Here is a 22104-nt window from a genome sequence, read left to right on the forward strand (position 1 = left end):
TGACCCTACCTCCCGCCCTCGCCCCGGACGATCCGGCGCAGCCGCTCCCAGCGCTCCTTGACCGCGGCCTCGGCGCCGAGGCTGGTGGGCCGGTAGTACGTCGCGTCGGCGACCACGTCGGGGGCGTACTGCTGCTCCGCGACGCCGAACGGCTCGTCGTGGGCGTACTTGTAGCCCTTCCCGTGGCCGAGCTTCTTCGAGCCGCCGTAGTGGGCGTCGCGGAGGTGCGCCGGCACCGGGCCGATCTTGCCCGCGCGGACGTCCGCGCTCGCGGCGTCGATCGCCGTGATCACCGCGTTGCTCTTCGGTGCCACGGCCAGGGCGATGACGGCCTGTGCGAGGTTGAGCCGCGCCTCCGGCATCCCGATCAGCTGCACCGCCTGCGCGGCGGCCACCGCCGTCGTGAGGGCGGTCGGGTCGGCGAGCCCGATGTCCTCGCTGGCGAGGATCACCAGCCGCCGGGCGATGAAGCGGGGGTCCTCCCCCGCCTCCACCATCCGCGCCAGGTAGTGGAGCGCGGCGTCGGCGTCGGAGCCGCGGATCGACTTGATGAAGGCGCTGATCACGTCGTAGTGCTGGTCGCCCTGGCGGTCGTAGCGCACCGCGGCCCGGTCGACCGCCTTCTCGGCGATCTCGAGCGCGACCGTGGTCTCCCCCGTGCTCAGCGCGGCACCGGCCGCGGCCTCCAGGTAGGTCAGCGCCCGCCGGGCGTCTCCGCCGGCCAACCGCACCAGGTGGTCGAGGGTGTCGTCGGTCAGCTCCACCTGGCCGGCGAGTCCGCGCTCGTCGGTGACCGCCCCCTGGAGCACCCCGCGCACGTCGTCGTCGGTGAGCGGCTCGAGGGTGAGCAGCAGGCTGCGGGAGAGCAGCGGCGAGATCACGCTGAAGAACGGGTTCTCCGTCGTCGCGGCGATCAGCGAGACCCAGCGGTTCTCGACGCCGGGCAGGAGGGCGTCCTGCTGGGCCTTGGTGAACCGGTGCACCTCGTCGACGAAGAGCACCGTCTCCTGGCCGGTCCTGGCCAGCCGGTTGCGGGCGCCGTCGATGGCGGCCCGCACCTCCTTGACGCCTGCGGCCACCGCGGAGACCTCGACGAAGTGCCGGTCGGTCTGACGGCTGAGGATCGAGGCGATCGTGGTCTTCCCGGTCCCGGGCGGCCCCCACAGCACCAGCGACATCGGCTGGTCGCCCTCGACGAGGCGGCGCAGCGGGGAGCCGGCGGCCAGCAGGTGCTGCTGCCCGACGAGCTCCTCGAGCGTCCGGGGCCGCATGCGTACGGCGAGCGGGGCCGACGTGTGGGCGTTGCCGGCCAGCGTGCCCGCCTTGTCGGGGGCTGCTCCGGCGCCGTCGTCGGCGATGTCGAAGAGCCCTTCCATGGGGCGAGACTAGTCGGCCCCGCCTCGGTCGCCGGTGGCCGCTTCGCCCTCGGTGGACAGCTCCGCGAGCCGTCGCGCCAGCAACCGCTGCTCCGGCTGGTTGGCGGTCAGCCCGAGCGCCGTCGTGAGCGCCGTGCGGGCGGCCGTGAGCTCTCCGCACCGGTGCAGCAGCTCCGCTCGCGTGGCGTGCCAGAGGTGGTGGCGCTCGAGCGGGAGCGCGTCGACCAGCCGCAAGGCCTCGGCGGCGCCGGCGACCTCGGCGACCGCGACGGCGCGGTTGAGGGCGACCACCGGGGTCGGGCAGATCGCGAGCAGCTGGTCGTGGAGGGCGACGACCCGGGGCCAATCGGTCTCCTGGATGCTCGGCGCCTCGCAGTGGACGAGGTCGATGGCGGCGCGGAGCTGGTGCACGCCCGGGGTGCCCCGCCTGGCGCACTCGTGCACCAGCGCCCGGCCCTCCTCGACGAGGTGGCGGTCCCACAGCGTCCGGTCCTGCTCGGCGAGCGGGACGAGCTCACCCGAGGCTCCGATCCGCGCCGGTCGGCGGGCGGTGGTCAGAAGCAGGCTCGCCAGCAGCCCCCGGACCTCGGGCTCGTCCGGCAGGAGCCGCACCAGCAGCCGCGCGAGGTGGATCGCCTCGTCGCACAGGTCCGGGCGGTCGAGGTCCGGTCCAGCGGTGGCGACGTACCCCTCGTTGTAGAGCTGCTGGACCACGGCGAGCACCGGCGCGAGCCGGTCGGGGAGCTCGTGGTCGGACGGCAGCCGCAGGCGGAGGTGTGCCGCGCGGATCTTCCGCTTCGCGCGCACCAGCCGCTGCGCGAGCGTCGGCTCGGGCACCAGGAAGGCTCGGGCGATCTCGGCGGCGCTCAGCCCGAGCACGAGCCGCAGCGTCAGCGCGACCTGGGACGGCTGGTCGAGCGCCGGGTGGCAACAGCTCAGGAGGAGCCGCAGGAGGTCGTCGTCGACGGCCGCCACCTCGTCGTCCGGCTCCCAGGCGTCCACGGCGTCGGGATTGCCCGGCGCCGCGAGGCGGTGCTTCTCCGCCCGCACCGCCTCGCGCCGTACCCGGTCCAGCGCCCGATTCCGCGCGGTCGTGGCGATCCAGCCGCCGGGGTTGTCCGGCACCCCGGCTTCGGGCCAGGTGGAGGCGGCGATCGCGAACGCCTCCTGCGTGGCGTCCTCGGCCAGGTCGAGGTCGCGGAAGGCGCGCGCCAGGGCGCCCACGACCCGCCCCCACTCCTCGCGGAAGGTGAGCTCGACGGCCCGCTCCGGGTCGGTCACGGGTGGACGAACGGCCGGACCTCGATGGGGCAGGTCGTCGCCCGGGACATCCTCTCCGCCCAGGCGAGCGCCGCGTCGAGGTCGGGGACGTCGATGATGCTCAGCCCGCCGATCATCTCCTTGGTCTCGAGGAAGGGGCCGTCGGTGGTGACCGCCGAGCCGTCGCGCGCGGTGACGACCGTGGCCGTGCTGGGGTGGTGGAGCCCGCCGCCGAAGATCCAGGCCCCTTCGGCCTCGAGCTGCTCGTGGACGGCCGTCACGTCCCGGGTGATCGCCTCGAGCTCCTGCTCCCCGGGTGCGGTCGAGTCGGCGGGGTAGCAGACGGACATCAGGTAGCGCGGCATCGCCGCTCCTCTCTCTCGGACCGGTCCTGCACCGGCCGTCACCCCTTCGACGAACGGCAAGGCCTCGGTTCGACACCCTGCGCACGATGGGTGGTGGACCTGATCCTGGCGCGTCGCCGCGGATCGTTGGATGGAGCCATGACGACGGTCGTCGGCTCGCTGCCGCGTGCCCGTTCCCGGGGGCTCCCCCTTCCAGCTGCTGGCGTTGCTGATCATCGTGACCGCGCGGCGACCCGCCGACCATCATCATCCGAACCGCGCGGACCAGGACCGGTCACCCGATCAGCTTCTGGACCTTCACGAAGTACGGCATCGTCGTGACCTTCGCGACCCTCGTCGCGGCGTGGGTCTACCTCTTCCTGCAGTACTTCACGCTCGCCTGACCCGAGTCCCCGCCGAGGCAGGTCACGGCATGCCGGTAGCCCGCACCGCCGGTCTGCAGTGCGGGTCGCCGGGCTCGGGGTCGGTCGGGTCGGCTAGCCGGCTTCGTCGCGGGTTCTTGTGCCCGGTGGCGGCAGGTCGGGGATTCGTTGGGTGCCGGTGTGGTCGACGCGGTACTGCTTGCCCAGTGGTGAGGTCCAGGTGAGTGACCGGTCGGGTTCTCGTCGGTAGCGCCACGCGGTGTGGGTCTTGACCCGGTGGTGATACCGGCAGAGCTTCGCGAGGTTCTGGCTGTTGGTCTGGCCTGGCGGCCCACCGTCCGCAGGATCTGCGTACTCGGTGATGTGGTCGAGGTCGTGCCTGCCCTGGCTGCCGCACCAGGGGAACACGCAGGTGGTGTCGAGGTGGTCGATCTGGGCGCGGAGCCGGGGTGGGGCTTCGTGGGCGTCGACGCTGATCCGTTCGGCGAGGTCGACCACCGGGGTGACGGTGACCTGGGCCCCGGGCGCGAGGCCGGCGAGCCACTGCTGGACCGCGGCGGCGGGTCGGGGTCCGAGGCCGTCGATGCGGGCGACCGGGCTCAGCTGGCCGAGCGCGGCGGTGTGCAGGTGGAGGTGAATGGTGGTGCCGCCGAGCCGCTTGCGCTGCCGCACCTTCGGCCGCATCTGCTCGGCCGGCTCACCCATGGCTGCGTTCTCCGCAGCGGCTCCGGTCAGCTCGAGCGCGTGCTGGGGGTCGGTCAGCACGCCGACGGCTTTGGCGCGGCGGGCGTCGAGGGATCCCTGGTGACCCAGATCTGCCAGCGCGGCGGCGACGGCGATGGCGTCTTCGAACGCGAGTGCGTCGGGGGTGTCCACGGTGGCCTCGATCCGGCTGGTGCTGTCGGCGACGGGGAGGTCGGCGGGGCCGTGGGGGCAGTGGTCGACCCACACCCCACGGTCTTCGGCGGCCTGGGCGGCGAGCAGCGCGGCGCGGTCGGGGTCGTGGTGGATGATCGCGGCGTCGACGGCCTTGAGGATCCGCCACACCGACAGCATGTGCGCGAACGGCGCGAGATGGGCATCGACGTAGGCCGCGGCCTGGTCGGAGAGCGGGAGGGTGTGCTGGGCGATCTTGCGGCCCTTCCAGGCCGGCAGCACCCCGGCCATCACCTGCCGGTAGAGCCGGGGCAGCCGGTCGCGGAGCTCCACCGACTGGCCGACTTCGGCCCGCGCGGCGGCCTCGGTCAACCCTAGTTCGGTGGCCAGGTGGGTGATCGCGAACTTTTGGACCATGAAGCAGCCCTGGCCGTCGACGCGGAGCTGTCCTTCGGCGCCGAGCTCCCCAGGGGTGGAGGCGAGCCGTTCGACCGCCCACTGCGGCACCGGTTGCCCGAGGAGCCGGGCCTTGGCGGCGGCGACCTGGGCCTCGTGCTCGGCGGGAGCCTGGGCGAGCAGCACGGTGTCGACCGCCCCGTCGGCGAGCTCCCGACCCGGGGTGACCCGGTGCAGGTCGGCCCAGTGGCACAACCCCCGCAGCTCCTCAGCGGCCGCGGCGTCCTGCGCGACCCGGCGTCCCCGGATGAACGCCAACGCCGCCGGAGCGTCCAGCCCGAGGACGTCGGGTTCCACCTGCTCGACCTGCTCGACCACGCCCACCGCAGTCCTCCCACCGGCGGCATGGACGGGGCTGGTGAAGAGCTCGGGCGGCTCGGCGGTGGTGGACTTCACGGGCAGGACGCTACGGAAGCCCACCGACAGTTCTCCGGAGTGGTGCAGACCGCTTTTCCCCAAGCAGGCTTGGCGATTCGTGGTTTCGGCGGGCTCAACCACCGAGTGGTTTCGACAAGCTCAACCACCACCGGCAAGCTCAACCGCCCAGGCGGGCTCGACCACCCAGACAGGTTCAACCGCCCAGGCAGGTTCGACCACCCGGCAGCACATGCCTCAACTGGTCCACGCGCGCCAGAGGGCGGCGTACTCCCCGTCCTGGGCGACCAGCTCGTCGTGCGTGCCCAGCTCCACGATCCGCCCCGACTCGACGACGGCGATCCGGTCGGCGTCGTGAGCGGTGTGCAGCCGGTGCGCGATGGCGATGACGGTCCGCCCCTCGAGGAGGGCATGCATCGACCCCTCCAGGGTGCGGGCGGTGCGCGGGTCGATGAGCGACGTCGCCTCGTCGAGGACCAGCGTGTGCGGGTCGGCGACGACGAGCCGCGCCATCGCGACCTGCTGGGCCTGCGCCGGGGTGAGCGGCAGGTTGCCCGAGCCGACCTGGGTGTCCAGCCCGTCGGGGAGCCGGCGCACCCAGTCGGCTGAGCCGACCGCGGTCAGCGCGGTCCACACCGCGGTGTCGTCGGCGCCCTCGCGGCCGAGCACGATGTTGTCGCGCACGGTGCCGACGAAGACGTGGTGCTCCTGGGTGACCAGCGCGACCTCCTCGCGCAGCACCTCGAGCGGCAGCTCGATCGCCTCGACGCCACCGATCCTGACCCGGCCCGTGCGGGGGCCGTTGATCCCCGCGAGCAGCCGGCCGAGGGTCGACTTGCCCGACCCGCTCGGCCCGACGATCGCGAGCCGCTCCCCGACGCGGGGGCGGATGTCGACGCCGTGCAGCACGTCGTGGTCGGGGCGGTAGGCGAACCGCAGCGACTCCCCCACCAGCTCCGGCCCCTCGGGGAGCGCCGTTCCCGGCGAGCGGTCGGCCGGGACCGACGCGATACCGAGCAGCCGCGCGGTCGACGCCGCGCCGACCTGGAGCCGGTCGATCTCGCCGACGAGCCGGTCGAGCGGACCGGCGAGCGCCTCGACGTACAGCACCGCAGTCGTGATCTGGCCGAGCGTGACGTAGCCGTTCCAGTAGCCCCACGCGCCCACGACCACGGTGATCACCCGCGGCGCGTTGAAGGCGATGTCGATCGCGGCGAACAGCAGGTTCCGCAGCGTCATGCCGTAGCGCTCGGCTTGCGCCGACACCGCGATGTCGTCCTCGCCCGCCCGGGCCCGACGCTCGGCGAGGCCGAGCGCCTCGACGGTGCGGGCTCCCTCGACGGTCTCGGTGAGCGTCGTGTTGATCCGGGAGTACGTCGCCCCCTCCGCGATGTAGGCGACAGCAGCACGCCGGAGGTAGCGGCGCACCTGGACGAACGACGCCCCGACCACCAGCAGCGACGGCACGGCCAGCAGCAGCGAGTTGAGCAGCATCGCCGCGACCGAGAGGACCACGGTGAGCAGGGTGATGACCGCCATCGGCAGCCCGAACTGGATCGCCCGGCTCATCGTCCCGACGTCGCGGGTCACACGGGTGACGAGGTCGCCGGTGCTCCCCGTCTCCACCCGGCTCAGCGGGAGGCCGAGGATCCGGTCGACGACGTACTCCCGCATCGAGGCGAGCAGGTTCTGGCCGAAGAGCGTCGAGGTGAGCTGGCCGGCGAAGGTGAATCCCGCCTGCGCCACCACGACCGCGGCGATCACCAGGGCGAGCGACTCCAGCCCGGTGGCCGGGCCGGACGCGGTGACCCGGTCCACCAGCTCGCCGAGCAGGCGGGGCACGGCGAGCGCGGCCACCGCGGCGAGCGCGTTGAAGACGACCAGCGCGGTGAACGAGCGACGCCGCTCCGCGACGAGCCGCGCCACGAACCGGACGACGGCGCGCTCGTCGGCGACCGGCCAGCCACGGGCCGGGTTCCGGGAGGCGTCGTACATCTCCTGCGCCCGTTCCCGCCGGGCCCGGTGCCGCTCGCGCATCGCCCGCACGCGGGCACCCGCCGAGCCGCCGGTGGCCGGGTCGGCCAGCACCGGCGGCAGCACGGGGGGCTCGAGGTGGCGCTCCCGCCAGGTGGCAGCGGAGTCGTGGAGGAGGTCAGACACGGCTCTCCTCCACCTCGGCCGTGCGCGCCACGACGGACACGTAGTCCGGTTCGTCGCGGAGCAGCTGCTCGTGGGTTCCCTCGGCGGCCACCCGGCCGTCGACCAGGAGCACCACGTGGTCGGCGTGGCGGAGCCACAGCGGGGACACGGTCGTGACGACCGTCGTACGCCCGCGCCGGTGCGCCGCCACGCCCTCGGCGATCCGTGCCTCGGTGTGCGCGTCCACCGCCGAGGTCGGCTCGACGAGGACCAGCACCTCCGGGTCGGCTGCGAGCGCGCGGGCCAGCACCAGCCGCTGCCGCTGGCCCCCGGACAAGCCGCGGCCGCGCTCGTCGAGCTGCCCCGCCCAGCCACCGGGCAGGGCGTCGTAGACGTCCTCGGCCGCGGCGGAGCGCAGCGCCTCCTCGGCCGCGACCCGGGTCAGCCGGCCGTGCGGGTCGACCGCCTCCTGGAGGGTGCCGGCGAAGAGCTGGCTGCTGGTGTCGCTGACCAGGACGGTGCCCCGCACCTCGTCGAGCGGCACGCGGGCGAGGTCGACCCCGCCGTACGTGACGCCCCAGGGGCGTGCCGCGCGCTCGGCGTCACGGGCCGCGATGCGCTCGCGTCGGGCCCGTCGTTCCGCCCGGGTACGCCGGCCCGTCCCCTCGTCCTCGTCGTCGAGCGGCGGCGGCTCCTCCTCCACGGGGAACCAGCGGCCCAACCGGTCGGCGAGCTCGGCCGACGACTCGGGCACGGCACTGACCACGACGGTGAGCCGCCCGGGCCGGGCCACGAACCCGCTGGCCTCGTCGACGAGCTCGGCGTCGACGGGCAGCGTGACAGGGTCGGCGGGCTCGCGCCACGGGGGTTCGAGCTCGAGGACGGCGACCGCCTTGCGGGCGGACACGAGGGCGCGGGTCACCTTCTGCGCGAACTCGAAGAAGGTCCGGATCGGGCCGACCATGAACAGCCCGTAGCCGAGGAAGCTGACGAGCTCGCCGACGGTCAGCTCACCCGAGTCGACGGCCCGCGTCCCGACGTACATCAGCAGGACGAGGAAGAGCCCGGACATCAACACGCCGAGCGCCTCGATCACCGCCTGCCAGACACCTGCTGCCACACCCGCCTGGCGGGTGAGCTGCGACTGCCGGGCGTAGTTGCGGCCGAACGTCGCCTCGCCGCCGATCCCGCGCAGGATCCGCAGGCCGGCGACGATGTCGGTCGCCATCGAGGTCAGCGCCGAGCTGCGCTGCCGCTCGGTCTCCTGCCGCCGGTGGAGCGGCCGCAGCATCGGCAGCGCGATGCCGACGAGCACCGGCGCCGCCGCCAGCACGAGCAGCCCCATCGGCAGCGACGTCGACAGCACGATCGCGGCCACGGCGAGGTAGGCCACCAGCTGCGACAGCGCGCGGGCGGTGACCTCGGTGAGCCCGCCGAACTCGTCGGCGTCGCTCGCCGCGACGCTCAGCACCTCACCGGTGGGCGACCGTCGAGGCAGCACGTGGCCGAGCTGCACCGCCTTGCGGGCGACCAGCAGGGTCGTGCCGTAGAGGGCGATCAGCCAGCTGCGCACGACGAGCGTGTGCATCACGATGCCGAACACGGCCCCGATCAGGGTGACGACCAGCAGCAGCCCGGTCCAGCTCCACGTGGCGCCGGTCGACTCCGCGAGGATGCCGCGGTCGATCGCGCGGCCGACGATCCAGGGGCCGACGGTCATCGGCAGCTGCCACAGGATCCCGACGAGGGTGGCCGCAGCGACGACCCCGGCCTGCTGACCGAGCTGCCACAGGAGGAAACGGGTCGGGGAACGCAGGTCGGGGTGCTCGCTGGGGTTCTCGCCGGGGAAGGTCCGGAAGGCGGTGACCCGGGGTGGGAAGTCACGCATCGCGTCGTCGAGCGTAGGCCGCGCGGCCACGCCGGACGAAATGGTTATCCGTCCGGTGCGGCCACGCGTCGGCTCAGCGGTCGGCCAGCGGCTCGGACTCGCGCAGGTGCGTCTCGCGGTCCTTGAACATCGGGGAGTACCCGGGGGCGTCCAGCCCCTGCATCGGCTCCTCACCGGGCACCGGGTCACCATGGGAGTTCACCCCGAGCGCCTTCAGGGTGATCGGCACGTGGCCTGTCGACCCGCGCTCGCCGGCGAAGTGGCAGGCGACCTTGTGGCGGGGGCCGATCTGCAGCAGCGGCGGCTCCTGCTTGGCGCAGATGTCCTGCGCCATCCAGCACCGGGTCCGGAACCGGCACCCCGACGGCGGGTTGATCGGGCTGGGCACGTCGCCCTGCAGCATGATCCGCTCGCGTCGGCCACCGACCGACGCCTGCTTCACGTCGGGCACGGCGGAGAGCAGCGCCTGGGTGTAGGGGTGGTGCGGCCGGGAGTACAACGTCTCGCGGTCGGCGATCTCGACGATCTTGCCGAGGTACATCACCGCGACCTCGGGGCAGAAGTGCCGGACCACGGCGAGGTCGTGCGCGATGAACAGGAACGCGATGTTGAACTCGCGCTGCACGTCTTGGAGCAGGTTGACCACCTGCGCCTGGATCGACACGTCGAGCGCCGACACCGGCTCGTCCGCGACCAGCAGCTTCGGCTGGAGCGCGAGCGCCCGGGCGATCCCGATGCGCTGCCGCTGGCCGCCGGAGAACTCGCTCGGGTAGCGGTTGTAGTGCTCGGGGTTGAGCCCGACCACCTCGAGGAGCTCACGGACCCGGTCGAGGACCTTGTCCTTCGGCACCATGTCGTGCACGCGCAGCGGGGTGCCGACGATCGTGCCGACGGTGTGGCGCGGGTTCAGCGAGCTGTACGGGTCCTGGAAGATCATCTGGATCTCGCTGCGGTAGGGCAGCATCTCCCGCTTCGACAGCTTCGCGATGTCGGTGTCCTCGAAGCGGATCTGCCCCGCGGTGGGCTCGTAGAGCCGGGTGATCAGCCGGCCGGTCGTCGACTTCCCGCAGCCGGACTCGCCCACGAGCCCGAGCGACCCGCCGCGCGGGACGGAGAAGGAGACGCCGTCGACCGCCTGGACGTTCGCGACGGTACGCCGGACCAGGCCCGAGGACTTCACCGGGAACCACTTCTTGAGGTTCACGACCTCCAGCAACGGCTCCTCGGAGGTGAACGTCGAGGGGGCGTGCGGGCGGAGCTCGGTCATCGGGTCTCCTCCTCGCGCGTCTGCTCGTGCTGCTCGACCAGGTTGGGAGCGATCTCCGGCAGCACCTCGGTGCCGTAGATGACCTCCGGGTCGGGCAGGTGGCAGCGGCGCCGGTGGTCCTCGCCGACCTGGGCCGGCAGCAGGTCGGGCAGGGTCGTGGTGCAGAGGTCGCCCGGCACCTTGTCCTTGTGCGCGCACCGCGGGTTGAACGGGCACCCGGACGGCGGGTTGAGCAGGCTCGGCGGGTTGCCCGGGATCGGGATCAGCCGGGCGTCGGTGCTCGCGGTCACGTCGGGGACGCTGGAGAGCAGCCCCCACGTGTAGGGCATCTCCGGGTTGGTGAGCAGCAGCTTCGTCGGGCCGGTCTCGACCGCGCGGCCGGCGTACATCACCAGCACGTCGTCGGCCATCTCCGCGATGACCCCGAGGTCGTGGGTGATGATGATGATCGCCGAGTTGAACTCGCGCTGGAGGTCCTGCAGCAGGTCGAGGATCTGCGCCTGGACCGTCACGTCGAGCGCGGTGGTCGGCTCGTCGGCGATGAGCAGCTTCGGGTCGTTGACCAGCGCCATCGCGATCATCGCGCGCTGCCGCATCCCTCCGGAGAACTGGTGCGGGAAGTCGTCGACGCGGTTGCGGGCCTGCGGGATGCCGACCCGGTCGAGCATCTCGACGGCGCGCGCCTTGGCCTCGCGCTTGGAGACCTTGTTGTGCAGCAGATAGGCCTCGGCGATCTGGTCGCCGATGCTGTAGAAGGGGTGCAGGGCCGACAGCGGGTCCTGGAAGATCATCGCGACGTCCTTGCCGCGCAACCTTCGGAGGTCGTCCTCGTCGGCGCCGACGATCTCCCGACCCCCGACCCGGATCGAGCCGGAGAGCCGGGTCGACCGCGGGTCGTGGAGCCCGAGGACCGCCATCGACGACACCGACTTGCCGGAACCGGACTCACCGACGATCCCCAGCGTCTTGCCACGCTCGACCGAGTAGCTCAGGTCGGTGACCGCCTGCACAAGGCCGTCGTGCGTCGGGAACCGGACGGTCAGCTCGTCGACGACGAGGAACGGGTCCTCCCCGGCGGACGGCTGAAAGACTTGCTGTCCTGCGGACAAGAAGCCTTCGTTGACGTGGGGCGAGCTCATGCCAGGCGGACTCTCGGGTCGATGAAGCTGTAGAAGATGTCGACGAGCAGGTTCGCGACCACGATGACGATCGCGCCGACCAGCACGGTGGCGGAGACGACCGGGAAGTCGATCGGGTCGCGCAGGGCCTCGATGGCCCAGCGCCCGATGCCGTCGATCTGGAAGATCTGCTCGAGGAAGATGGTGCCCGTCAGCAGGTAGGCGAAGTCGAGCCCGAAAAGCGTGATGACGGGCACGATCGCGGCGCGGAGGGCGTGCTTGAACAGCACCTTGCTCCGGCGTACGCCCTTCGCGGTGGCGGTGCGGATGTAGTCCTCACCGAGGGTCTCGACCATCTGCCCGCGCGTGTAGCGCGCGTAGGTCGTTGAGTTCGTGAAGCCGAGCACCAGCCAGGGCAGCAGGAGCCCCCAGAACCAGGGGCCCACCCCCTCGGAGATCGGGTGGTACGTGGTGTCCGGGAAGATCCCCCACTCCAGCGAGAAGAAGATCCACGCGACCAGCGCCACGACGTAGAACGGGATCGAGTAGATCACCAGGCTGGCGGCGACCAGGCCGCGGTCGACCACGGTCCCCCGCCGCGCCGCTGCGACCACGCCGAGGACGACCCCGATCACCAGGTAGAGCGCGCCGCCGCCGATGGCCACCGAGATCGTCGCCGGGAACCGGTCGAAGAGCTCGGTCGTGACCTCGCCACGGGTGCTGTAGGAGATCCCGAGGCAGGGCGCGTCGCAGTGGAACGTGGGGCCGAAGACGATCTCGCGGTCGGAGACCAGCCCCTTCGCCCAGATGCCGTACTGGTTCACGACGGAGTCGTTGAGCCCGAGCTGCTCGGTCAGGAGCGCGAGCTTCTCGGGGTTGCAGCGGCCGTTGAGGTCGCACAGCGGCCGCGCCGCGTTGGCAGGGCCCAGGAAGAAGAGGGCGAAGACGAACATCGAGGTGAGCACCACGACGAGGGCGGCCGAGAGCAGCCGCCGCACGATGTAGCCAGCCATGTCTCCCCTGGACTGAGAACGGGGTCGTCGACCCCTGGACGGTGTGGTGGGGGTGGCCCCGGTCGGACCGGGACCACCCCGCACCGTGCTGCGTCACGCGGACGCAACGGATGTCAGGACGGGTGAGCCGCGCTCACCCCTGGATCACTCGGAGATCCAGATGTCCTTGTAGGCGGGCATTCCGAGGTTGTTGTCGATCTCGTAGCCCTGGATCTTCGAACCGTGGGCAACCACGACGCCGCTGTGGAAGTACGGGATGATCGGGAGGTACTTGGTCATGATCTCCTCCTCGAGCTTCCCCCACGCGTCCGCCTGCTCCTCGGCCGGGAGCTCGAAGACCTCGTTGATCTTCTGGTCCACCTCCGGCTCGTTGAACGCGGCGTAGTTGGTGCCGAACTGGCCCAGCTCCTTGATGTCGACCGACTGGAAGACCGGCGGGATCCAGGTCGAGCCCGACGGCCAGTCCTGGCACCAGCCCATGCCCGAGCGGACGTTCACCTCGGAGTCCGGGTTGTCGATGATGTCGCCCTCGAACTTCGCCTCGGTCGTCGCCACCGGGGTCGCCTTGAAGCCGGCAGCCTCGAGCGCCTTGATTAGGACGTCCTTGCTCTTGGTGTTGATGTCGTTGTCGGTGCGCCACGGGAACTTGATCTCGTAGCCGAGGTTGCCGCTCTCCTCGAGCAGCTGCTTCGCCTTGTCCGGGTCGGTCTCGAACTCACCGTGGCCGAACAGGTCGATGTCCACACGGCCGGCGACACCCGGAGCCATCAGCTGGCTCGCCGGGAACGCGTTGACCTCGGGGATGTAGCCACCGGTGACCATGAGGTCGTTGTAGGGCAGCGCCCACATCAGAGCCTCGCGGATCTTGATGTCCTTGATCTTCCGGTAGTCCGGCGCGTAGTAGTACGTGCACGGCGAGGTGCCGGTGACCACGCGGTCCGGAGCCTCGTTCTGCATCGTCCGGTAGGTCTGGGCGGAGATGTCCTCGTAGGTCATCGAGGTCTGGCCCTCGCCCTTGTCGCCCAGCATGATCTGGTCGATCTGGTCGATCTGCACGCCGGCCTTGAACTCGTAGCCGTCGGGGTACTGCGTGCGGCCCGGGTCGGTGGCCGGGTCCCACTCGGTGTTGCGCTCGAGGACGAGCGTCTTCGCCGGGGTGTACTCCTTGATCTTGTACGGACCGGTCGACATCGGACGCAGGGCGTACTCGTCCGGGTCGTCCTCACCCTCGGGGATCGGCCCCATCGCCGGGAACGAGCCGTAGTACGGAAAGTCCGGGAACGGCTTGGACATCTTGATGATGACCTTGTTGCCGTCGACGGAGACCGCCTCCTGCTCCGTCGTGCCGGACGTGAAGGGACCCTTGTACTTGTCGCCACCCAGGAAGTACGGGTTGCTGAAGTACAGCCCCGGGCCGCCCGGGAAGGTCTTGTTGTCCATCGAGCGGATGATGCCGTAGGCGACGTCCTCCGCCGTGACCTCCTCGCCGGTCTCCCAGCGCACCCCGTCGCGGATCTCGAAGGTCCACTCGGTGAAGTCCTCGTTCGGCGTGCCGAGGTCGGTCGCGAGGTCCGGGATCAGCACCATCTGGCCGGTCTCCGGGTCGCGGTCGTACTGCGTCAGGCTGCGGAACAGCAGGCCGCTGCCGATCGCGCTGGTGTCGGTGTAGTAGAGGTCGGAGGGGTCGATGCTGGTCGTCAGACCGACCTGCGTGTAGACGGTGGCGATGCCACCCTCCTGAGCGCCCTCGATCTCGACCGGGCCCTCACGCTCGGGGTCCTGGCCGGAGCCGACGTTGCCGAGGGTCTCCCGGTCGACCTTCTCGCCTCCGTTGTTCGACGAGCCGCCGTCGCCGCCGCCGCACGCGGCAAGGGCGAGGAGGCCGGCCGCGCTCAGCGCGACGATCGGTTTCCTGAACCGCATTTACTGGTCCACCTTTCCGTGGTTGTGCTCCCGCCCGCGACGGGGTGTCAGCGGCGAGTTCTGGGGTCGAAGGCGTCTCGCACCGAGTCGCCGAGGAGGTTGAGGGCCAGCGTCAGCACGCCGATGGCAGCGACGGGGACCCAGAGGAACAGGGGGTAGTCCGAGTAGTACGTGCGGGCGTCGGAGACCATCTTCCCCAGCGACGGGATGTCGCTGAGCCCGAGGCCGAGGAACGACAGCCCCGCCTCGAGCGCCACGAACGCCGGCAGGTTCAGCGACAGCGTGATGACGATCGGCGCGATGAGGTTCGGCAGCAGCTCCTTGAACAGGATCTGCCGGGTCGGGACGCCGATGACCTCGGCGGCCTGGATGAACTCGCGCTCACGCAGCGACAGGACCTGGCCGCGGATCAGCCGGGCGAGGCTCATCCAGCCGAAGATCACCAGGATCACGATCAGCGTCACGAACTGGACGGTCCCGAGCAGGTCGAGGTTGCCCCCGAAGTGGGACACGATGATCGGCGCGAGCGCCAGCATCGCCAGCAGCGACGGGAACGACAGGAACATGTCGGTGATGAACGACAGCACCCGGTCGACCCAGCCGCGCGAGAAGCCGGAGACCAGCCCGATCACGACGCCGATGAAGGTGGACAGCACGGCCGCGGAGAACGCGACGATCATCGAGGTCCGCAGCCCGTACAGCAGGTAGGCCAGGTTGTCGGAGCCGGTCCGCGGCGCCAGGCCGAGCGGGTGCTCCCACGTGAACCCGTTGAACGGCGGGCCGATGATCGGGAAGCCGTAGACGTCGAGCACCTCGCTGCCGGTCGGCGCGTCCGGGTGGCTCACGTCCCAGTAGATGTTCATCGCCCCGGTGATCACCGGCGCGAGGATCGCGAGGACCGTCATCACCAGCACGAGGAAGGCGCAGAACATCGCGACCTTGTCCTTGCGCAGCCGCCTCAGTGCGATCTGTGTCGGCGACTTCCCCGCGACGGGCTCTGCACCGGTGGCGTCGGCGACGACGCCTTCCTCCAGAGCGGCCGGAGTGATTGCCATGGATGCCTTCCCGCACGAGCTGTCCGCCGGACGCCGCACGAGGACCCCCGGGAGGGACACGGGTGCGGTGTCGGCAGGCCGGAGGCACGATCACCGTCACGGCCGCGTGCGACTCTAGACCCGCATACGAACAAATCGAGACGCGGTCAGATAACGATCTGGTTTCAGGCCGGTGGCTGCCGGAGATCTTCCTTCGGAACGGCATCCACGCCGGCCTCCTTCCGCTGGGCGGCGGTGATCGGAGCGGGTGCGGCGGTGAGCGGGTCGTAACCGTTGCCGGTCTTCGGGAACGCGATCACCTCGCGGATGGAGTCCGACCCGCTGAGCAGGGCGCAGATCCGGTCCCAGCCGAAAGCGATCCCGCCGTGCGGAGGGGCGCCGTACTTGAAGGCCTTGAGCAGGAAGCCGAACTTCTCCTCGGCCTCCGCCTCGCCGAGCCCCATCACCGCGAACACCCGCTTCTGGACGTCCTCGCGGTGGATACGGATGGAGCCGCCGCCGATCTCGTTGCCGTTGCAGACGATGTCGTAGGCGTAGGCCAGCGCGGACCCGGGGTCGGTGTCGAAGGTGTCGAGGCACTCCGCCTTGGGCGAGGTGAAGGCGTGGTGGACCGCGGTCCAGGCGCCGCTGCCCACGGCGACGTCGCCGGACGCGGTGGCCTCGTCGGCCGGCTCGAACAGCGGGGCGTCGACGACCCAGACGAAGCTCCACGCGGACTCGTCGATGAGCCCGGTGCGGCGTGCGACCTCGAGGCGCACCGCGCCGAGCAGCGACCGGGTGCTCTTCACCGCGCCCGCGCCGAAGAAGATGCAGTCGCCCGGCTCGGCGCCGACGTGACCGGCGATCCCCTCGCGCTCGCGGTCCGAGAGGTTCTTCGCGACCGGCCCGCGCAGGGAGCCGTCCTCCTCGACGAGGAGGTAGGCGAGCCCGCGCGCGCCGCGCTGCTTCGCCCACTCCTGCCATGCGTCGAGCTGCTTGCGCGGCTGGCTCGCCCCTCCGGGCATCACCACGGCGCCGACGTACGGCGCCTGGAACACGCGGAACTCGGTGTCGGCGAAGAACTCCGTGCAGTCGGTGAGCTCGAGGGTGCAGCGCAGGTCGGGCTTGTCGCTTCCGTAGCGGGCCATCGCCTCGGCGTAGGTGATCCGCGGGATCGGCGTCTCGATCTCGTGGCCGACGAGCCGCCACACCTCGGTGAGCAGCTCCTCGGTCAGCTCGATGACGTCGTCCTGCTCGACGAAGGACATCTCGATGTCGAGCTGGGTGAACTCGGGCTGCCGGTCGGCGCGGAAGTCCTCGTCGCGGTAGCAGCGCGCGATCTGGAAGTAGCGCTCCATCCCGCCGACCATCAGCAGCTGCTTGAACAGCTGTGGGCTCTGCGGGAGGGCGTACCAGCTGCCGGGCTGGAGCCGGGCCGGCACCAGGAAGTCGCGGGCGCCCTCGGGGGTCGACCGGGTCAGCGTCGGCGTCTCGACCTCGACGAACCCCCTGCGGTGCATGACCTCGCGGGCCACGTGGTTGACCTCGCTGCGCAGCCGGATCGCCGCCGCGGGGCCGGAGCGGCGCAGGTCGAGGTAGCGGTGCGCGAGGCGCACCTCCTCCCCCACGTCGACGTGGTCGTCGATCGGGAACGGCAGCGGCGCGGCGGCACTGAGCACCTCGACCTCGCTGGCGATCACCTCGATGTCGCCGGTGGGCAGGTTGGGGTTCTGGTTGCCCTCCGGGCGGGCGGCGACCTCGCCGACCACCTTCAGGCAGTACTCCGAGCGCAGCTGCGAGGCGACCGCCTCGTCCCGGACGACGACCTGGACGACACCGCTCGCCTCACGGAGGTCGAGGAACGCCACCCCGCCGTGGTCACGACGGCGGGCCACCCAGCCGGCCAGCGTGACGGTCTGCCCGACGTGGTCGGTGCGCAAGGCTCCGGCGTCGTGGGTGCGGATCAAGAGGGTGCTCCTTCGTCGGGGCTTTCGGTGGTCGAGCCTGTCGAGACCGTCGAGACCACGGTCCTCGGCCGCAGGTCCCCGGCGGGCGGGCTCCAGGACGCCGGGTCGGCCGGCTGCTGGTCGCCGCTGCGGATGTCCTTGACCTCGTGGTCCCCGCCGCCGGTGGCCGGGAACCACACGAACGGGATGCCGCGGCGCTCGGCGTACCGGATCTGCTTGCCGTACTTCTGCGGCGCGGCGGCGACCTCGGTCGCGATGCCGCGCTCGCGCAGCTGATGGGCGACCCGGTCGCACGTCGGGCGGGACTCCTCGTCGGGCAGCGCGACCAGGACCGCGCTCGGCACCGAGCGGTCCGAGGCGAGGACGCCGCGCTGGAACAGCGGGACCAGCAGCCGGCTGAGCCCCAGCGAGATCCCGACGCCCGGGTAGGAGGTCTTCCCGTCGCTGGCGAGCGCGTCGTAGCGGCCTCCGGAGCAGATCGACCCGAGCCACTCGAACCCGTCGAGCCGGGTCTCGAAGACGGTGCCGGTGTAGTAGTCCAGGCCGCGCGCGATCTTGAGGTCGGCGACGATCCGCACCCGCTGGTCGACGAGCGAGGCGCACCCCTCGACGACCGCGGCGAGCTCCTCGAGCCCTTCCTCGAGCAGCGGGTGCTCGAGGCCGAGCGCCCGCACCTCGTCGGCGAAGGAGCCGTCGTCGGTGCTGATCGCGGCGAGCCGCAGGCAGAGGTCGGCCTGCTTCTCGTCGAGCCCCGCCTCGTCGACCAGCAGCTGCTGCACCGCGTCGGGCGGAACCTTGTCGAGCTTGTCGACGGCGCGCATCACCGCGTCCACGTCGGGTGCGCCGAGCGCGGAGTAGAACCCCTGGATCAGCTTGCGGTTGTTGACCTGCAACCGGATCGGCGGCAGGAACTCCAGGCGCCGCAGCGCATCCACCATGACGCGCGCGACCTCGACGTCGTGGTGGAACGGCAGCACGTCGCGGCCGACCACGTCGATGTCGGCCTGGGTGAACTCGCGGAACCGACCCTCCTGGGGCCGCTCACCGCGCCACACCTTCTGGACCTGGTAGCGGCGGAACGGGAACTCCAGCTTGCCGGCGTTCTCCAGCACGTAGCGGGCGAACGGCACCGTGAGGTCGAAGTGGAGCCCGAGCCCGCCGCTGCTGTCACCGCCGTCGTCCTCCTCGGAGGCCTGGAGGCGGCGGAGGACGTAGACCTCCTTGCTGGTCTCGCCCTTGCGCAGCAGCTGGTCGAGCGGCTCCACCGCCCGGGTCTCCAGCGGCGCGAAGCCGTGCAGCTCGAAGGTCTCCGACAGGGTGCGGACGACCTGCGCCTCGACGATGCGCTGGCCGGGGAGCAGCTCGGGGAACCCGCTCAGCGGGGTGATGCGGCGGGAGGCCATCGCTCAGAGCCCCCTGGTGGGGATCGTGGCGCCTGCGCCGGTGCCGGCGAGCTGGCGCAGGAACGGGTTCGTCGCGCGCTCCTGGCCGATGCTGGTCTGCTCGCCGTGGCCCGGGAGCACCACGATGTCGTCGGGGAGCGGGAGCACCTTCTCGGCGAGGCTGCGCATCATCTGCTCGCTGTCGCCCCCGGGGAGGTCGGTGCGCCCGATCGAGCCGGCGAAGAGGAGGTCGCCGGAGAACATGACCTGGCTGACGCCGGACTGCGGGTCGTCGTACGGCGTGCGGAAGGTGATCGAGCCGGGCGTGTGCCCCGGGGTGTGGTCCACGCGGAACCGGAGCCCGGCGAGCTCGAGGTCGGTGCCGTCGGCGATCTCGGCCACCTCGTCGGGCTCGGCGAACTCGTAGCGGCCGCCGAGGAGCATCCCCGCCGTCTCGGGCGACATCCCCGCCATCGGGTCGCTGAGCAGGTGGCGGTCGTCAGGGTGGACGTAGGCGGTTGCGTCGTAGCTCCCGGCGACCGGGGCGACGCACCACATGTGGTCGATGTGTCCGTGGCTGACCAGCACCGCGACGGGCTTCAGCCGGTGCTCCCGGACCACCTCGGCGACCCCCTGGGCGGCGTCCTTGCCGGGGTCGACGACGACGCACTCCGCCCCGGGCTCGGTGGCGACCACGTAGCAGTTGGTCGCCCAGGGACCAGCGGGGAAGCCTGCGATGAACACGCCCGGCAGCCTACCGACCGCGCAGCCGCCCCCCGAAACCGAGCGACTACGATGCCGGACAGACGTTGCCGACCCGAGGTGGACCGTTGAACAGCTCGCCGGACCCCGCACCCACGCCTGCATCCCTCGCGGACCGCAGCGCACGGAAGAGCGCCGAGCCGACGACCGGCTCGGACGCCCGCTCGTGGGGTCGCGTCGCCGAGGACGGCACCGTGTACGTCCGCACCGCCGACGGCGAGCGCCAGGTCGGCCAGTGGCTCGGCGGGGACCCCGCGGAGGGGTTGGAGTTCTTCGCGCGGAAGTACGACGCCCTGGTGTTCGAGGTCGACCTCCTCGAGAAGCGGGTCCGCTCCGGCGCGGTCTCTCCCGACGATGCCACCGGCTCGCTGAAGCAGGTCCGCGCCACCGTCGCCGAGACCCAGGCCGTCGGTGACCTCGACGCTCTCGACCGCAGGCTCGCCGCCGTCGAGGAGCTCATCGGTCGCCAGCGCGAGAAGCGCAAGGCGGACCGCGCCCGGCGGCTCAGCCAGGCGCAGCAGGAGAAGGAGCGGATCGCCAGCGAGGCCGAGCGGCTCGCCGAGGGCAACGACTGGCGAGCCGGGGCGGACCGGCTCCGGGCGCTGCTCGACGAGTGGAAGGCGCTCCCCCGGCTCGAGAAGTCGGCCGACGACGCGCTGTGGCGCCGGTTCTCGTCCGCCCGCACGACGTACACCAGGCGCCGCAAGGCGCACTTCTCCGAGCTCAACGAGAAGCGCGAGGGCGCACGGGCGATCAAGGAGAAGCTGGTCAAGGAGGCCGAGGCGCTCTCGTCCTCGACCGACTGGGGCCCGACCGCCGGGGCGTACCGCGAGCTGATGCGCCGCTGGAAGGAGGCAGGACCGGCTCCGAAGGGGATCGACGACCAGCTCTGGCAGCGGTTCCGCGCCGCCCAGGACGTCTTCTTCGGTGCCCGCGACGCCGCGAACGCCGCCACCGAGGCGGAGTTCGTCACCAACGCCGAGAAGAAGGAACAGCTCCTCGTCGAGGCCGAGGCGCTCCTCCCGGTCACCGACCTCGCCGCCGCGAAGAGCGCCTTCCGCGACATCGCGGAGCGGTGGGACGCGGCGGGCAAGGTCCCGCGCGACCGGATGAAGGAGCTCGAGGGGCGGATCCGCAAGGTCGAGCAGGCGATCCGCGCCGTCGAGGACGAGGCCTGGCGCCGCTCCAATCCCGAGGCGCGTGCCCGGGCGGCCGACACCGTCGCCCAGCTCGAGGCGTCGATCGCCGACCTCGAGGCCAAGCGCGACAAGGCCGCCGCCGCCGGCAACGACCGCAAGGCCGCCGAGCACGCCGCCGCGATCGAGGCTCGCCAGTCCTGGCTCACCGAGGCCCGCAAGGCTCTCGAAGAGTTCTCCGCCTGACCCCTCGAACGCCGACCCGTCGCATCTTCACCCGTGTTTCCCGCCGAGCCGTCGCATCTTCACGAGCGTTTCCCGCCGAGCCGTCGCATCTTCACGAGCGCCAACGCTCGGCACGCGGCAAGCGTGCGGCTCTGTCTCCCCGCAGCGCGAGCCTCGACTCACGGACGGCCTGCGGGAGCCGCGCGGTGACGATCTCCCGCTGCCCGTACACGTGAGACCTCCGGAACACGTCGATGCCCCAGTCGAACCGGTCCTCGAGGCTGGTTCGCCGCCCGAAGTCGTGGGCCCGGTCCGACTCCGACGAGTGCCACTCCTCACCGTCGTACTCGACACCGAGCCGCAGCTCCTCGACGCCCAGGTCGATCCGGTAGAGCAAGGTCCCGTCTTCGGCGTACACGGGGATCTGCAGCTCCGGAGCGGGGAGCCTCGGGCACTCCTTCCAGCGCAGACGCAGCCCTGACTCCCCGGTGCTCTCAGCCCGCGGGTCCACGAGCGGGGCGAGGTACCTGAGCTGTACGACGCCACGCTGCCGTCGGAACCGCTCGACGTCGCCGTTCAGCTCCTCGACGGAGAACGACCCGGTCCGCGCGAGCGCGTCCATCCCACCGATCGCACTGATCCGGGGCGCGAACCGACCGAGGTCCCAAGCCGTACGGATCGGCGTCGCGACGCGCACGTCTCCGTCGAGAGGCACGACATCCGAGGGCAAGAACCAGCGTTCGCCACTGGTGACGAGCCCGTTCCTGAGCCGTTGGTGGCCTCGGAAGCGGAAGACGTCGAGGGGCGGGGTCCCGCGGTGCGCCCCTGGCCGGTCGACACCCGTCCAGTACCAGCAGGCCGTCCAGTCACAGACGACAGACCCTGGCGGAGCCACCAGCGCGATCGCACGACCGCGGAGCACCCTCGAGTCGGGCAGCTGGGCCGCGGCGTACACACCTTTCACGAGCCGGCGCAGGTAACCCTGGTTCACCAGCCGGGTCAGCTGGTTCGAGCTGACTCCGGCCACTCGCGCCTGCGCGGTGGTGAAGGGCGCGTCGAGCGGCAGAGGGAACCGCTCGTCGAGTACGGCGGGCTGGTCGAAGAGGAACGGAAGCTGCATGGCTGCACGCGACCACCACGAGCCGCGTCGCCGCCGATCCTCGATCCCCACGGTGGAGAG

16 protein-coding genes are annotated in these 22104 nt (G+C 71.5%); 1 reads left to right on the forward strand and 15 read right to left on the reverse strand.

Annotated features, from left to right (window positions below; translation table 11 throughout):
• Nucleotides 1-5 precede the first annotated feature (5 nt).
• From FIP57_RS18015 to FIP57_RS18080, 14 genes are all read right to left on the reverse strand, one after another.
• Nucleotides 6-1376, reverse strand: a complete 1371-nt coding sequence (locus tag FIP57_RS18015) for a replication-associated recombination protein A (RefSeq protein WP_148574924.1) — start codon at nt 1374-1376, stop codon at nt 6-8.
• 9 nt (nt 1377-1385) lie between these two features.
• Nucleotides 1386-2657, reverse strand: a complete 1272-nt coding sequence (locus FIP57_RS18020; protein ID WP_148574925.1) for an RNA polymerase sigma factor — start codon at nt 2655-2657, stop codon at nt 1386-1388.
• Nucleotides 2654-3001, reverse strand: coding sequence for a YciI family protein (locus FIP57_RS18025; RefSeq protein ID WP_148574926.1), 348 nt, complete (start codon nt 2999-3001; stop codon nt 2654-2656). Before FIP57_RS18025 ends, FIP57_RS18020 begins: the two co-directional genes overlap by 4 nt.
• A 476-nt stretch (nt 3002-3477) precedes the next feature.
• Nucleotides 3478-5091, reverse strand: coding sequence for an HNH endonuclease signature motif containing protein (locus tag FIP57_RS18030; protein ID WP_148574927.1), 1614 nt, complete (start codon nt 5089-5091; stop codon nt 3478-3480).
• A gap of 216 nt (nt 5092-5307) precedes the next feature.
• Entirely contained in the window at nt 5308-7230 is a 1923-nt protein-coding gene (locus tag FIP57_RS18035; RefSeq protein WP_238993573.1) for an ABC transporter ATP-binding protein, read from the reverse strand.
• Nucleotides 7223-9127 carry an ABC transporter ATP-binding protein gene (locus tag FIP57_RS18040; RefSeq protein WP_238993574.1) on the reverse strand — a complete coding sequence of 635 codons (1905 nt, stop codon included), beginning with the start codon at nt 9125-9127 and terminating at the stop codon, nt 7223-7225. Before FIP57_RS18040 ends, FIP57_RS18035 begins: the two co-directional genes overlap by 8 nt.
• Before the next feature lie 43 nt (nt 9128-9170).
• Nucleotides 9171-10364, reverse strand: coding sequence for an ABC transporter ATP-binding protein (locus FIP57_RS18045; protein ID WP_148574928.1), 1194 nt, complete (start codon nt 10362-10364; stop codon nt 9171-9173).
• The gene (locus tag FIP57_RS18050) at nt 10361-11503 is read right to left on the reverse strand and encodes an ABC transporter ATP-binding protein (RefSeq protein WP_148574929.1); all 1143 of its coding nucleotides are present in this window, start codon (nt 11501-11503) and stop codon (nt 10361-10363) included. The genes FIP57_RS18045 and FIP57_RS18050 overlap by 4 nt, the downstream gene beginning before the upstream one ends.
• On the reverse strand, nt 11500-12495 hold the full coding sequence (locus FIP57_RS18055; RefSeq protein WP_148574930.1) for an ABC transporter permease: 996 nt from the start codon (nt 12493-12495) through the stop codon (nt 11500-11502). Before FIP57_RS18055 ends, FIP57_RS18050 begins: the two co-directional genes overlap by 4 nt.
• A 144-nt stretch (nt 12496-12639) precedes the next feature.
• Nucleotides 12640-14418 (reverse strand): ABC transporter substrate-binding protein, encoded by a 1779-nt coding sequence (locus FIP57_RS18060; protein WP_148574931.1) that lies wholly within the window; start codon nt 14416-14418, stop codon nt 12640-12642.
• A gap of 47 nt (nt 14419-14465) precedes the next feature.
• Nucleotides 14466-15473 carry an ABC transporter permease gene (locus FIP57_RS18065; RefSeq protein WP_148574932.1) on the reverse strand — a complete coding sequence of 336 codons (1008 nt, stop codon included), beginning with the start codon at nt 15471-15473 and terminating at the stop codon, nt 14466-14468.
• Between the two features lie 164 nt (nt 15474-15637).
• A complete protein-coding gene (aspS, locus tag FIP57_RS18070) occupies nt 15638-17419 on the reverse strand; it encodes an aspartate--tRNA ligase (RefSeq protein ID WP_148574933.1) in 1782 nt (593 codons plus the stop codon).
• The gene (gene hisS / locus FIP57_RS18075; protein ID WP_148574934.1) at nt 17416-18822 is read right to left on the reverse strand and encodes a histidine--tRNA ligase; all 1407 of its coding nucleotides are present in this window, start codon (nt 18820-18822) and stop codon (nt 17416-17418) included. Before hisS ends, aspS begins: the two co-directional genes overlap by 4 nt.
• A 3-nt stretch (nt 18823-18825) precedes the next feature.
• Nucleotides 18826-19545, reverse strand: a complete 720-nt coding sequence (locus tag FIP57_RS18080; protein ID WP_148574935.1) for an MBL fold metallo-hydrolase — start codon at nt 19543-19545, stop codon at nt 18826-18828.
• An 86-nt stretch (nt 19546-19631) separates the two neighbouring features.
• On the opposite strand from FIP57_RS18080, the gene FIP57_RS18085 reads away from it, so the two are divergent.
• Nucleotides 19632-20945 (forward strand): DUF349 domain-containing protein, encoded by a 1314-nt coding sequence (locus FIP57_RS18085; protein ID WP_148574936.1) that lies wholly within the window; start codon nt 19632-19634, stop codon nt 20943-20945.
• 91 nt (nt 20946-21036) lie between these two features.
• On the opposite strand, the gene FIP57_RS18090 is transcribed toward FIP57_RS18085, so the two are convergent.
• Nucleotides 21037-22044 (reverse strand): type IV toxin-antitoxin system AbiEi family antitoxin domain-containing protein, encoded by a 1008-nt coding sequence (locus FIP57_RS18090; RefSeq protein ID WP_148574937.1) that lies wholly within the window; start codon nt 22042-22044, stop codon nt 21037-21039.
• Between the last annotated feature and the right edge of the window lie 60 nt (nt 22045-22104).

The organism is Nocardioides caldifontis (genome assembly GCF_008087345.1).
GTDB classification, from domain to species: domain Bacteria; phylum Actinomycetota; class Actinomycetes; order Propionibacteriales; family Nocardioidaceae; genus Marmoricola_A; species Marmoricola_A caldifontis.

Coding starts and splice junctions, on each gene's coding strand:
- FIP57_RS18050 (WP_148574929.1), bottom strand. CDS start 11,503: ATGAGCTCGCCCCACGTCAACGAAGGCTTCTTGTCCGCAGGACAGCAA.
- hisS (WP_148574934.1), bottom strand. CDS start 18,822: ATGGCCTCCCGCCGCATCACCCCGCTGAGCGGGTTCCCCGAGCTGCTC.
- FIP57_RS18025 (WP_148574926.1), bottom strand. CDS start 3,001: ATGCCGCGCTACCTGATGTCCGTCTGCTACCCCGCCGACTCGACCGCA.
- FIP57_RS18065 (WP_148574932.1), bottom strand. CDS start 15,473: ATGGCAATCACTCCGGCCGCTCTGGAGGAAGGCGTCGTCGCCGACGCC.
- FIP57_RS18090 (WP_148574937.1), bottom strand. CDS start 22,044: ATGCAGCTTCCGTTCCTCTTCGACCAGCCCGCCGTACTCGACGAGCGG.
- FIP57_RS18015 (WP_148574924.1), bottom strand. CDS start 1,376: ATGGAAGGGCTCTTCGACATCGCCGACGACGGCGCCGGAGCAGCCCCC.
- FIP57_RS18045 (WP_148574928.1), bottom strand. CDS start 10,364: ATGACCGAGCTCCGCCCGCACGCCCCCTCGACGTTCACCTCCGAGGAG.
- FIP57_RS18055 (WP_148574930.1), bottom strand. CDS start 12,495: ATGGCTGGCTACATCGTGCGGCGGCTGCTCTCGGCCGCCCTCGTCGTG.
- FIP57_RS18060 (WP_148574931.1), bottom strand. CDS start 14,418: ATGCGGTTCAGGAAACCGATCGTCGCGCTGAGCGCGGCCGGCCTCCTC.